General features: G+C 69.3%; 13 protein-coding genes. 5 read left to right on the top strand and 8 right to left on the bottom strand.

Features of this window, described 5'->3' with window-relative positions; genetic code table 11:
• The first annotated feature begins 25 nt into the window (after positions 1-25).
• Positions 26-757: an SDR family NAD(P)-dependent oxidoreductase gene (locus ABH940_RS03425; protein WP_370104182.1), complete on the top strand. Its 732-nt coding sequence runs from the start codon at positions 26-28 to the stop codon at positions 755-757.
• A gap of 682 nt (positions 758-1,439) precedes the next feature.
• On the opposite strand, the gene ABH940_RS03420 is transcribed toward ABH940_RS03425, so the two are convergent.
• Together ABH940_RS03420 and ABH940_RS03415 are read right to left on the bottom strand one after the other, a co-directional pair.
• Entirely contained in the window at positions 1,440-1,622 is a 183-nt protein-coding gene (locus ABH940_RS03420) for a SpoIIE family protein phosphatase (RefSeq protein WP_370104288.1), read from the bottom strand.
• Positions 1,537-2,571, bottom strand: a complete 1,035-nt coding sequence (locus tag ABH940_RS03415) for a SpoIIE family protein phosphatase (protein WP_370104181.1) — start codon at positions 2,569-2,571, stop codon at positions 1,537-1,539. Before ABH940_RS03415 ends, ABH940_RS03420 begins: the two co-directional genes overlap by 86 nt.
• A gap of 226 nt (positions 2,572-2,797) precedes the next feature.
• Between ABH940_RS03415 and ABH940_RS03410 the strand changes: the two genes are divergently transcribed.
• Together ABH940_RS03410 and ABH940_RS03405 are read left to right on the top strand one after the other, a co-directional pair.
• Positions 2,798-3,556: a GntR family transcriptional regulator gene (locus ABH940_RS03410; protein WP_370065032.1), complete on the top strand. Its 759-nt coding sequence runs from the start codon at positions 2,798-2,800 to the stop codon at positions 3,554-3,556.
• Between the two features lie 340 nt (positions 3,557-3,896).
• Positions 3,897-4,703 (top strand): hypothetical protein, encoded by an 807-nt coding sequence (locus tag ABH940_RS03405; protein ID WP_370104179.1) that lies wholly within the window; start codon positions 3,897-3,899, stop codon positions 4,701-4,703.
• A gap of 9 nt (positions 4,704-4,712) precedes the next feature.
• Here ABH940_RS03405 and ABH940_RS03400 read toward each other — a convergent pair whose 3' ends face one another.
• Both ABH940_RS03400 and glnA read right to left on the bottom strand, forming a co-directional pair.
• Positions 4,713-5,603 (bottom strand): Fpg/Nei family DNA glycosylase, encoded by an 891-nt coding sequence (locus tag ABH940_RS03400; RefSeq protein ID WP_370064894.1) that lies wholly within the window; start codon positions 5,601-5,603, stop codon positions 4,713-4,715.
• Between the two features lie 124 nt (positions 5,604-5,727).
• Positions 5,728-7,143, bottom strand: a complete 1,416-nt coding sequence (glnA, locus tag ABH940_RS03395) for a type I glutamate--ammonia ligase (RefSeq protein WP_370064892.1) — start codon at positions 7,141-7,143, stop codon at positions 5,728-5,730.
• A 410-nt stretch (positions 7,144-7,553) separates the two neighbouring features.
• Between glnA and ABH940_RS03390 the strand changes: the two genes are divergently transcribed.
• Positions 7,554-7,961 carry an RDD family protein gene (locus ABH940_RS03390; RefSeq protein ID WP_370065030.1) on the top strand — a complete coding sequence of 136 codons (408 nt, stop codon included), beginning with the start codon at positions 7,554-7,556 and terminating at the stop codon, positions 7,959-7,961.
• Between the two features lie 150 nt (positions 7,962-8,111).
• Here ABH940_RS03390 and ABH940_RS03385 read toward each other — a convergent pair whose 3' ends face one another.
• From ABH940_RS03385 to lipB, 4 genes are all read right to left on the bottom strand, one after another.
• Positions 8,112-8,804 carry a DUF4191 domain-containing protein gene (locus tag ABH940_RS03385; protein ID WP_370064890.1) on the bottom strand — a complete coding sequence of 231 codons (693 nt, stop codon included), beginning with the start codon at positions 8,802-8,804 and terminating at the stop codon, positions 8,112-8,114.
• A gap of 184 nt (positions 8,805-8,988) precedes the next feature.
• Entirely contained in the window at positions 8,989-9,159 is a 171-nt protein-coding gene (locus tag ABH940_RS03380) for a hypothetical protein (RefSeq protein WP_370064888.1), read from the bottom strand.
• A gap of 167 nt (positions 9,160-9,326) precedes the next feature.
• Positions 9,327-10,280: a lipoyl synthase gene (gene lipA / locus ABH940_RS03375; protein ID WP_370064886.1), complete on the bottom strand. Its 954-nt coding sequence runs from the start codon at positions 10,278-10,280 to the stop codon at positions 9,327-9,329.
• Between the two features lie 110 nt (positions 10,281-10,390).
• Entirely contained in the window at positions 10,391-11,203 is an 813-nt protein-coding gene (gene lipB / locus ABH940_RS03370; RefSeq protein WP_370104286.1) for a lipoyl(octanoyl) transferase LipB, read from the bottom strand.
• Positions 11,204-11,349: 146 nt separating this feature from the next.
• On the opposite strand from lipB, the gene ABH940_RS03365 reads away from it, so the two are divergent.
• Positions 11,350-12,384 carry an aldo/keto reductase gene (locus ABH940_RS03365; protein ID WP_370064884.1) on the top strand — a complete coding sequence of 345 codons (1,035 nt, stop codon included), beginning with the start codon at positions 11,350-11,352 and terminating at the stop codon, positions 12,382-12,384.
• The last annotated feature ends 2 nt before the right edge of the window (positions 12,385-12,386 follow it).

Genomic DNA, 12,386 nt, shown 5'->3' with positions numbered 1-12,386 from the left:
GGGGGCCGAGAGCAGCATGGTCCCCATGAGCGAACGAACGATTGCGCTGGTCACTGGCGCGAACAAGGGCATCGGCTACGAGATCGCCGCGGGCCTGGGCGCCCTTGGCTGGCGCGTCGGCGTCGGGGCCCGCGACGAGCAGCGCCGCAAGGTCGCGGTGGAGCAACTGCGTGCGGCCGGAGTGGACGCCTTCGGTGTTCCGCTGGACGTGACCGACGACGCGAGCGCGACAGCCGCCGCACGGCTGATCGAGGAGCAAGCCGGGCGCCTCGACGTGCTCGTCAACAATGCCGCCATCACCGGCGGCATGCCGCAGGAGCCCACTCAGGTCGATCCCGCGAACATCCGCACGGTCGTGGAGACCAACGTGATCGGCGTCATCCGCGTCACCAACGCGATGCTGCCGCTGCTGCGCCGCTCCGCCTCGCCGCGGATCGTGAACATGTCCAGCAGCGTCGGCTCCCTCACCCGGCAGTCGGGAACCGCTGCCGAGCAGACGGCGGGTCCGGTGGCCGTGGCGTACGCCCCCTCGAAGACGTTCCTGAACGCCGTCACCCTCCAGTACGCCCGGGAGTTGAGTGGCACGAACATCCTGATCAACGTCGGCTGCCCCGGCTACGTCGCCACCGACCTCAACGGCTTCCGTGGCGTGCGCACCCCTGAGCAGGGCGCGGCGATCGCCATCAAGCTCGCGACGCTGCCCGACGACGGGCCGACCGGCCAGTTCTTCGAGGACGCGGGCGTCGTGCCCTGGTGAAGTGCACGGCGGTGACCCGCGACAACACCGACCAGAAGTACGCGCACCTGATCGACCCGAACCGGATCGGCATGGCCGGACACTCCTGGGCGGCGACGCCACACTCAGGACCATGGCCACCGACAAGCGGGTGCGAGCCGGAGCGAACCTGGACGGTACATTCAGCAAGCCCATTCCGGACGCCGCCGTCGGGCGCCGCCCATTCCTGATGATCGGCACCCAGATCGACCACAACGTGGGTGGTTCGGACGCCAGTTGGGGAGACACCTGGGCCGGCCTGCACGGCTGGAAGCGGTGGCTGACCGTCGCCGGTACCGTCCATTTCAGTTTCACCGACCTGCCCGTCCTCAGCGCCGAGGTAGGTCTTCCCACCCCCAACGGGCAGACGCCCCCCGTGCGCGCGATGGGCATCACCCGAACCTACCTCGGGGCCTTCTTCGCCCAGCAGCTCAAGGGCATCCCGCAGCCGCTGCTCGACGGACCGTCGCCGACCGACCCCGAGGTTGCTTTCCCGAACCCCTGGGCTCGCCACGGTCGATCGCTCCGCGCGAGCCGACGGCCCCGCTGCCTGAGCTGCGGCGGAAACCATCAGCGCCTGAGCGCTTCGGCGGGCGATACCCGCCGACTGAAGCGCTCGGTCACAACTACCGGACTGCAGGGCGCTGCAGAATCCGGAGTGCCATCAGGCCCGCCTCAGGATCGCGATCATCGCGGTGTCGTCCTGCAGCGGGCCGCCCACGTGGCGCTGGACGTCGTCGGTGAGCAGACGGAGCAGCGAGTCAGGGTTCTGGGCGGCGTGGACGGCCAGGGCCTGGACCCGGGGGAGGAGCGGGTAGAACCGGCCGTGGCTGTCCCGGGCCTCGATCAGTCCGTCGGTAGTTGACGAGATGGAGCAGGGGACGCTGGTCGAAGATGTCGACAATCGCCGCGGTCACGAACCGCTCGCCGACGTCGCCCTCCGCGTCCTCGTAGCCGTAGTCGCTGCCGGAGCCGTCGTCTCTGGCGGAGTCATCGGCGTCGTAGCCGTAGTCGGCGCTGTATGCGAAGGCTTTCGCACCCCCGCCGGGGTCTGCGTTTTCCTCGTCATCGCCATGGCTGCCGCTGTCGGCGGCAGTCCGTCTGTCGATCCGGGCCTGGCTCTGCGCGAGCTCCGCCAAGCCCCAACTGACGCTGTCCTCGAGTGACGTGGCGAGCTCGGGGAGCGGGGCCTGGCGGTGTGCGGCGGCGTGAAACGCGCCCAGCAGCACGGCGGCGTCGCCCAGCGTCTCCAGGCCCTTGCCGCGGACGTCGCCGATGACCAGGCGGGTGCCCTCCTGGGTCCGAGCGGAGGCATACAGGTCACCGCCGACATGCGCGTCGACAGTGGCGGCGTGGTAGGCGGACGCGATCCGCAGCGGTCCGGCGCGGGTCGGGAGGGGGCGCAACAGGACTTGCTGCGCCGCCTCCGAGACGGATCTCACCCGTTCGAGTTCGCGGAAGCGTCGTTCGCGGACCCGGACGAAGACGACGATGAAGACCGAGATGGCGAAGAGCGAGGCGATCTGCACTTGCAGGTTCTCGGTGGTGATGGCGTCGCGGGCGATCCCGATGCTGACCAGCGCGGCCACGGCGAGCGCCCCGATGGCGGCAGTTGCCCGTGGGCCGGCGAAGGAGGCGGTGATCGCCGGAGCCACGACGAGCAGCGGGCCCAGGTGGATGTCGGCGGGGGCGACGATGTCGGAGGCGGCGATCAGCGCCATCAGCGCGAGCGGGAGCAGCAGGAGCAGTCGGCTCGACCGTCCGCCCGAGGCGCCGGACACCCCGCGCTGCCGCATGGCGCCGCTCCTCTCTCGCCCGCCTCCGCAGGTCTTCCCTGCCATGCTGGGTCTCCATGCCACGCCAACCCTGCCCCTTCCGCAACCGCTCGCGGCCGCCTGACCAGGCGGGTGATCCGGCGCGGGCCCGGTGCTGCGTCGGCGGGCGAGGCACTAGGCTCCGCGTGTGAGCAGTCCCCCGCTCGAGCCCTCTGCCGCCCTTGGCTCCTCTGCCTCCCATGCCCTTATCTCCCCTGCGTCCCCGGCACCGCTGGCGGCTGTCCGCGCGGGCGTGCCGGAGCGTGGGGAGCCGCCCAAGTACTTCCAGGTCAAGCAGAAGATCGATGCGGTCCTCGACGAGCTGGGTCAGGGGACGCCGCTTCCCACCGAGCGTGAGTTCGCCGAGCGGTTCGGGGTGTCCCGGATGACCGTGCGTCAGGCGATCCGGGAACTGCGCCTGGAGGGACGGGTACAGCGCAGCGGCCGGTCCACGGTGGCGGCCGGGCCCAAGCTGGTGCAGCCGCTGACCTTGGCCAGCTATACCGAGGGGGTGCGCCGGCAGGGGCGCCGTCCAGGGCGTCAGCTGATCGTGTTCGAGCAGGTCGCCGCGGATGCGGCACTGGCGGCGGGGTTGCGGATCGCGGTCGGCGCGCCGGTGCTGCACCTCGAACGGTTGTTGCTCGCGGACGACGAGCGCGTAGGGCTGGAGAGCACCTACCTCTCGGTGGCCCGATTCCCGGCACTGGCCGACGACTTCGACCCGACCACCTCGCTGTACGCCTTCCTCCGGGGCTCCGGCGTGATCTTCGCCGACGCCGACGAGCGGATCGAGACCGTCCTCGCCTCGCCGCGCGAGGTGCAACTGATCGGGACCAGCCCGGCCCTGCCGATGCTGCTGATGAACCGGGTGACCCGGGACGGCGACGGCATGCCCGTCGAGTGCGTGCGCGCCCTCTACCGGGGCGACCGCTTCAGCTTCACGGCACATCTCGTCGGCGAGGAGTGAGCCGCCCGGTGTCGATGGCCGTGGATAGCGCCCCTACCCACGGGCCCATTACCTAGTAGTAGGGCAGTCCGCTTTCAACTGCACCAATTCTCCGCAGAAGTCTCACATGGAGCACCTGTTCGACTTTGCCAGGGCACTTCTAGGCTCAGCCGGTACCGATCACGGCAATTTCCGCACGGAAGAATCCATGGACTACTGCCCAGCGTGCCGCCGTTACCTCAACGGTGCCCTCTGCTGCGCCGGTTGCGGCATCTCCGCCGGCGACCTTCGCGGCTCTTCCGTGCCCCCGCAGCGATCCGCTCCGCCCGTCATGCCTGCACCGGTGATGCCTGCACCGGTCATGACCGCACCGGTGATGACCGCGCCCGCGATGGCCGCGCCGGCGTTTACCCAGCCGTCGTACGCCCCGCCCACCGCTCCGCTGCCCACGCAGCCCTACGAGCCGGTGTACGAGCCCGCATACGAGGCGTCCTACCAAGGGCTGCCTGACGGATCGTCGGACGGTTTCTCCGAGATCGACCTGTCCGAGGATCTGGGTCCGCACGTGGGCTCTGACATGGTCCCGACCGCGGACCTGGACGCGGAGCCCGGCCCGGCGGATCCGGCGACCGACCTGGCCGCCGAACCGACCGCCGTGGCGGCCGCCGCGCCTGGCCCGCGGTCGGGCGGTCGACGGGCACAGGGTCGCCGTAAGGCGCGGCGGCATGGTCGGGGTGTCGTGGTGATCGGGGGAGTCGGCGCGCTGGCCATCGTCGCGGTGGGAACGGCGATCGTGGGCGGGGTGGTCTCGTCCGGCGCGGCGCCGGTGGGGGCGGCGCCGACTCCTGGTCCCGTCAGCAGCGCCGCCACGGCCTCGACGAGCGCATCGCCTGATCCTGGCCCGAGCCCCACCGAGACCGGCGTCCACCACGCTCCTGCGCCCCGGCCTTCCGCGCCGTCCGCCTCACCGCACGCCGCCGCATCGGGCAAACCGCATCCGTCGGCGCCAGCCTCCGCCTCGGCGGTGCCCAGCTCGACCGGGACCGGTTCGGCCAACGGGACAGCGGGCGGCACGACCGGATCGGGAACCGGAGGCACCCAGCCGTCGCCCACCCCCAAGCCCTCGCCGTCCTCGACCTGCCGCCCGTTCCTCTTCTGGTGTACGTGAGTTCTCGGTCTACTTCAGCAGCCGGGACATGCGGCGGTCGGCCAACGGCTTGCCACCCGTCTGGCACGTCGGGCAGTACTGCAGCGACGAGTCGCTGAACGACACTTCGAGGATGGTGTCGCCACACACCGGGCAGGGTTCCCCGGTGCGGCCGTGGACGCGGAGGCCGCTCTTCTTCTCGGCCTTGAGGTCGCGGAGCGCGAGCCCGTGGGCCCGCTCGACGGCGTCCGCAAGGGTCGTCGCCATCGCCTGGTAGAGCCGGGTGACCTCCTCGTCGGAGAGGTTGGCCGCGGGCTTGAACGGGGACATCTGCGCGGCGTGCAGGATCTCGTCGGAGTACGCGTTGCCGATCCCGGCCAGCACCGCCTGGTCGCGGAGGACGCCCTTGATCTGCCGCCGCTCGGAGCGCACCAGCTCCGCGAAGCGCTCCTCCGTCACGTCGGGGGAGAGCGGGTCGGGACCGAGTCGGGCGATCCCCGGCACGTCGTGCGGGTCGCGGACCAGGTAGACGGCCAAGTGCTTCTGCGTACCGGCCTCGGTGACGTCGAAGCCGGACCCTCCGTCCAGCGCGACCCTCAGCGCGAGCGGTCCCTTGCCGGGTCGCGGAGGCGCAGTCGGCAGCGCGTCGTACCAGCGCACCCATCCGGCCCGGGCCAGATGCACCACGAGGTGCAGCGCCTGCCCCTCCGGGTCCTCGGACGAAGCCGGCGCGGCGACGAGATCCAGGAACTTGCCGTGCCTGGTCGCGTCGGCGAACGTGCGTCCCACCAGGGCGGTCAGCGGCGGGTCGTAGGTCTTCAGTGCGGCCACCGCGACGGGATGGACACGCTCGACCGTGCGCCCGGTCAGGTGCTCGGCCAGGAACTGCGTCAACGACTCGACCTCGGGCAGCTCGGGCATGCGTCCAGTCTGCCCCGGCGTGGGCGCGCTCGCTTCACGCCTTGAGTCACGCGTCGGGTCATGCGTCGAGCCGGACCCGCCCTCGCGGATCCGGCTCGATGTGTTGCTTAGTGGCAGCCCGCTCTTACAGGTCGAAGTAGAGCTCGAACTCGTGCGGGTGCGGACGCAGGGCAATCGGGGCGACCTCGTGCGTGCGCTTGTAGTCGACCCAGGTCTCGATCAGGTCCTGGCTGAAGACACCGCCGGAGAGCAGGTACTCGTGGTCCTGCTCCAGCGCCTCGAGGACGGCCGGGAGCGTGGACGGGACCTGCGGGACCGCGGCGTGGTCCTCGGGAGCGAGCTCGTAGAGGTCCTTGTCGACCGGCTCGAGCGGCTCGACCTTGTTCTTGATGCCGTCCAGGCCTGCCATCAGCATGGCGGAGAAGGCCAGGTAGGGGTTGGAGGACGGGTCCGGCGCGCGGAACTCGATGCGCTTGGCCTTGGCGTTGGCGCCCGTGATCGGGATGCGGATCGCGGCCGAGCGGTTGCGCTGCGAGTAGACCAGGTTGACCGGGGCCTCGAAGCCGGGGACCAGGCGGTGGTAGGAGTTGACCGTCGGGTTGGTGAACGCCAGCAGCGACGGGGCGTGCTTGAGCAGGCCGCCGATGTAGTAGCGGGCGGTGTCCGACAGACCGGCGTAGCCCTGCTCGTCGTAGAAGAGCGGCGAGCCGTCCGTCCACAGCGACTGGTGGCAGTGCATGCCGGAGCCGTTGTCGCCGAAGATCGGCTTGGGCATGAAGGTCGCGGTCTTGCCGTTCCGCCAGGCGACGTTCTTGATGATGTACTTGAACAGCATCAGGTCGTCGGCGGCGGCGAGGAGCGTGTTGTACTTGTAGTTGATCTCCGCCTGGCCGGCCGTGCCGACCTCGTGGTGCTGGCGCTCGACCTGGAGGCCCGCGGCGGCCAGCTCCAGGGACATCTCGGCGCGCAGGTCGGCGAAGTGGTCGACGGGAGGGGCCGGGAAGTAGCCGCCCTTGTAGCGGACCTTGTAACCACGGTTGCCGCCCTCCTCGACCCGGCCGGTGTTCCAGGCGCCGGCCTCGGAGTCGATCTCGTAGAACGAGCGGTTCTGCTTGGTCTCGAAGCGGACGTCGTCGAAGACGTAGAACTCCGCCTCGGGGCCGAAGTACGCGGTGTCGGCGATGCCGGAGGAGGCGAGGTAGGCCTCGGCCTTCTTGGCGACGTTGCGCGGGTCGCGGCTGTACTGCTCGCCGGTGATCGGGTCGTGGATGAAGAAGTTGATGTTGAGCGTCGCGTCCTTGCGGAACGGGTCCAGTCGCGACGTGCTCAGGTCCGGAACCAGGCCCATGTCGGACTCGTGGATCGCCTGGAAGCCGCGGATCGAGGAACCGTCGAACATCAGCATCTCGGACGGATCAAACGCCGAAGCAGGCACGGTGAAGTGCTGCATGACGCCCGGCAGGTCGCAGAACCTGACATCGACGAACTTGACGTCGTTGTCCGAGATGTAGCGCGACACCTCGTCGGCGTTGTTGAACATCCATCCTCCTTGGCCCCGGCGGGTGTGCCGGGATTTTGGGTGCGGACCGCCGTTCCCGTCCGGCGATACCGTGCTGGAAACCATAGGAACGGGCCATTTCTCGGCCGTGACCCGTATGTTTCGCGGTTGTTAACCGCATGAGGTGAACGAGTTGGCAACCGGTGCCGTTCCTGGCGTCTTGTCGGGCACGGGGTTGACCAGGCGTTCACCCGCAGGAGGGTGGTCTAGACCGGTCTCGGTTGCCTTGGCGGGGTGTGGTGGTGCCTCGACGAGGTGCGGTGGGCGCGCCGACTTCTGGGGGAGGGGTGCATTCAGGGCGTGGCTCGGGGCCGGGCTAATGTTGTCGCGTGGAAGAGAGCCGTAAAGCCATAGGCAGCTGGATCGAGGGCCCCCGGGCGGCCGCCGAGCAGATGGGCGCCGACTTCGGATACCGGGGCAAGCGCCTCGGCCTGCCGGAGGAGGGCCCCGGGTCGATCGCCGGTACCGGGCGGCGACTGCTCGCCGTCCTCATCGACTGGATGCTCTGCTACCTGATCGCCTACGCATTGATCGCGGGGCGGGATGTGAACAAGGTCAGCATGTGGGTCACCCTGCTGTTCTTCCTGGTCAGCGTACTGACCCTGGGGGCGACGGGGTCCACGCCGGGCAAGAAGCTGGTCGGCCTGCGGGTGGTCAGCCTGAATGGCGGGCGCGCCGGTCTCGGCCAGATCGCGCTGCGGACCTTCCTGCTGGTCCTCGCCGTCCCTGCCCTGATCTGGGACCGCGACGGGCGAGGCCTCCACGACAAGGCCGTCCACACTGTCGAGGTCCGGGTCTGAGGCCTCAAGGGAGGGTCTGAGGCGCTGAGGTGCGAAGCCTGAGGCACGAAGCCTGAGGTATGAATCCTGAGACATGAAGAAGCCCCGGCCGTGTCCGCGAGGACGAGGCCGGGGCTTTGGCTTTGTGTGTTGTGCCGTGGGTGTGTCTGCTCAGCGCATCTTGCTGGCGCCCTTGGGCATCCGCGAGCCCTTGGGGAGCGGACCCTTCGGGACAGGGGCGTTGGTCATGAGGTCGCCCATCGCCCGCAGACGGTCGTTGATCTCGGTGGCCTGCGCGCCGGAGATGGCCTTGGGCAGCTTGGTCAGGTGCAGTTGGAGCCGCTTGAGCGGGATCTGGCCCTCGTCGTTGCCGACGATGACGTCGATCACCGGGGCGTCCCCGACGACCTTGCTCATCTTGCGCTTCTCGGCGGCCATCATCGGGCGGACCCGGTTGACGTTGCCCTCGCCGACCAGCACCACACCGGCCCGGCCGACCGCGCGGTGCACGGCGTCCTGGTTCCGGTTGGCGGCGACGACCAGCTGGATGTTCCAGCCGCGCTTGATGTTGTTGAGTACCGCGGCCGCCGCTCCGGGCTGGCCCTCGAGCTGGCCGAACGCGGCCTTCTCGGCACGGCGGCCGAAGATGATGACCGCCGCGAGCACGCCGAGCACGAAGCCCAGGATGCCTAGGTAGGCCGGGTGGCCGATCGCGAAACCGATGGCGAGGAGCACCACGAAGGTGCCGAGCCCGACGCCGGCGACGATAAGACCGATCTTCGGGTCGACCCGCTTGGTCATGGTGTATGCCTGGCGGATCTGTGAGAGCCGTCCAGAGCCGTTGGTGGATTCCTGCCTCGCCATGACGTTCATGGTACGGGGCCGGATGCCCGGTTGCCCAAGCCCGGTGCCAGGGTGGGACTGCCCGTGTCCCAGTCGTGACCGGCGGCCACGACTCAGCGCACGCTCAAGGGTCTGTCGGCCCATCCCCGAAAGGCTCCGCGCATGCCCGAAAGGCCCGGGCATGCTCGAAAGCTCAGCGCTCGCTTCAGCGCACGGCGCGGAGCAGGACGCGTTCGGTCTCCTGGCGGTCCCGGGCATGGCGGCGGTTCTCACAGACGGCGTCCCAGGCGTTGCGCCTGGCTGTCTGCTGACCGCCGCCGAAGAACACCGACTCGGCCATGCGCAGCGCGTTGGTGAGGCTCCGGGCAAACTGCATGGTGACCATCTCCCCTTGCGGCTACCAGGCCATCGTCACCACTTTGTGTTACCGCTCCATGACCGGTCGGTCAAACCCCCGTGAAGCCTGTGCGACCGAGGTCACAGGCTGCCTCACCCTCATCCTGTGACCACAGCCTGTGAACTCGGCCGGCGACTTCAGACCGCTCAGCCCGCGACGGCCTGGCGGTGTTCGACGGCCTGGCGATAGAGGCGACCGGCGCGGTAGGACGAGCGGACCAGCGGGCCGGACATGACGCCCGCGAAACCGATCTCCTCTGCCTCGGCCTGGAGCTCGACGAACTCGTGCGGCTTGACCCAGCGCTCGACGGGGTGGTGCCGAGGAGAGGGGCGCAGGTACTGGGTGATGGTGATCAGCTCGCAGCCGGCCTCGTGCAGGTCGCGCAGGGCCTCGCTGACCTCTTCGCGGGTCTCGCCCATGCCCAGGATCAGGTTGGACTTGGTGACCAGGCCGTAGGCGCGGGCCTCGGTGATCACCTTGAGGGAGCGCTCGTAGCGGAAGCCCGGGCGGATCCGCTTGAAGATGCGCGGCACCGTCTCGACGTTGTGCGCCAGCACCTGGGGCTGGGACGAGAAGACCTCGGCCAGCTGCTCCGGGACCGCGTTGAAGTCCGGGATCAGCAGCTCGACACCGGTGCGACCGGCCTCGCGCTCGGCCGTGACGGCGTGGATCTGGCGGACCGTCTCGGCGTACAGCCAGGCGCCGCCGTCCTCCAGGTCGTCACGGGCGACACCGGTGATGGTCGCGTAGTTCAGGTCCATGGTGCGCACGGACTCGGCGACGCGGCGGGGCTCGTCCCGGTCGAACTCGGCGGGCTTGCCGGTGTCGATCTGGCAGAAGTCACAGCGCCGGGTGCACTGGTCACCGCCGATGAGGAAGGTCGCCTCGCGGTCCTCCCAGCACTCGAAGATGTTCGGACAGCCGGCTTCCTGGCAGACCGTGTGCAGGCCCTCGCGCTTCACCAGCGACTGCAGTGCGGTGTACTCCGGACCCATCTTGGCGCGGGTCTTGATCCACTCGGGCTTGCGCTCGATGGGGGTCTCGCTGTTGCGGACCTCCAGACGCAGCAGCTTCCGGCCGTCGGGTGCGACAGCGGACACGTGCGGCTCCCTCATCTTCGAAATTCAGTGCGGACCCTAGGTTACGCCCGCACGGGGTGGTCGTTTTCCGGTCGGACCGAGCCGACGCCTCAGCTGCCGAACACTTCAGCTCAGCTGCCGAACACTTCGGCGAAGTGGCGCTCCACGACGGGCAGTGCCTCGGAGACCGTGACGTCCCGCTTCAACTCCGTGCTCAGGGAGCTCACTCCGGCGTCGCGGATGCCGCACGGAATGATGCGATCGAACCAGGTCATGTCCGGATTGCAGTTCAGGGCGAAACCGTGCATGGTCACGCTGCGGGCCACCCGGACTCCGATCGCGGCGAGCTTGCGGTCGTCGCCTCGCTGGCCGGCGTTGGAGGGCGCGTACTCGGGGCCCGCCATCCGCGGGTCGATGCCGAGCTTGGCCCCCATGCGGAGGGTGAGGGCGCCGATGTTGACCACCTGGGACTCGTCGACCGTGGCCCCCGGTATCTCCTGGCCGAGCACCCAGACGCCGCTGCGGCCCTCCACTCGACTGGTTCCCACGCCGAACTCGGCGCAGGCCCGGACCAGCGCCTCCTCGAGGCGGCGGACGTAGGCCACCACGTCCATGGGCTCGGCTAGCTTCATGATCGGGTAGCCGATCAGCTGGCCGGGGCCGTGCCAGGTGATTTCGCCACCGCGGGTCACCTCGACGACGGGCGTGCCGTCCAGCGGGCGGTCCTCGGGGCGGGTGCGGCGGCCGGCGGTGTAGACGGGCGGATGCTCCAGCAGCAGCACTGTGTCGGGGATCTCGTCGGCCACCCGGAGCGAGTGCAGCCGCAACTGCTCGTCGAGCGCCTCCTGGTAGGGGACCTTCGTGCCCGCACCGGCACCGTTCTCGTCGCGACCGTTCTCGCTGATGCCGAGTCGCACGAACCGCAGCTCGCTCGCCGTGTCGATGCTCACCGGGCGCCCCTCACCTTCTCTTGTTCTGCCATTCGCAACTGTACGACCCGCTCGATCTGTTCCCGCCGGATATGCGCCCCGTTCAAACGAACGAGTGACAGATATTGAAATCTGTCAGTGCATCTGTGCATACTCAAGCCATGGCACTCACACAACGCACTCTCGGCAGCGACAGCACCGACAGCGACAGCAGGGGCAGCGCACTCACCGTCTCGGCCCTCGGGCTCGGCGCGATGGGCATGTCCGACCTCTACGGGCCGGCGGACGAGGCCGAGTCCACGGCAACGATCCACGCCGCCCTCGACGCCGGCGTCACCCTGATCGACACGGGTGACTTCTACGGAATGGGCCACAACGAGCTGCTCATTCGGGACGCCCTGCGCAGCAGCGGTCGGGCCCGGGGCGAGGTGGCCGTCAGCGTGAAGTTCGGCGCCCAGCGCAGCTACGACGGCCAGTGGCTCGGTTACGACGCCAGCCCCAACGCCGTCAAGACCGCTCTTGCCTACACATTGCGCCGCCTCGGCACGGACTACGTCGACGTCTACCGTCCGGCACGGCTCGACCCGCGGGTTCCGATCGAGGAGACGGTCGGCGCCATCGCGGAGATGGTCCAGTCGGGCCACGTCCGGCACATAGGGCTTTCCGAGGTGGGAGCGGAGACGCTACGACGGGCGCACGCCGTGCACCCGATCACGGATCTTCAGATCGAGTACTCCCTGATATCCCGGGGTATCGAGGCCGCCATCCTTCCCACGGCCCGGGAGCTCGGCATCGGCATCACGGCCTACGGGGTCCTCTCCCGCGGCCTGATCAGCGGTCACTGGCAGGCCGACCGGGCGTTTGCCGCTGGGGATTTCCGCAGCGTCAGTCCACGCTTCCAGGAGGGGAACGTGGACGCCAACCTCAAGCTGGTCGAGGCGCTGCGGGCGGTTGCCGGTGCCAAGGACGCCACGGTGGCGCAGATCGCCATCGCCTGGGTGTTGGCCCAGGGTGACGACATCGTTCCGCTGGTCGGAGCCCGTCGCCGGGAGCGGCTGACGGAGGCCCTGGGCGCTGCGGGGCTCACGCTCGACGCCGCCGACCTTGCCGCCATCGAGGAGGCTGTTCCGGCGGGGGCGGTCTCCGGGGACAGGTATGTTGCTGCTCAGATGGCACATCTGGACAGCGAGAGGTAAAC

The sequence above is a fragment of the Streptacidiphilus sp. BW17 genome, assembly GCF_041262485.1.
GTDB lineage: Bacteria > Actinomycetota > Actinomycetes > Streptomycetales > Streptomycetaceae > Streptacidiphilus.
Note: the sequence above shows the minus strand (reverse complement) of the source record. Positions and strands in the feature narration are given on the sequence as shown.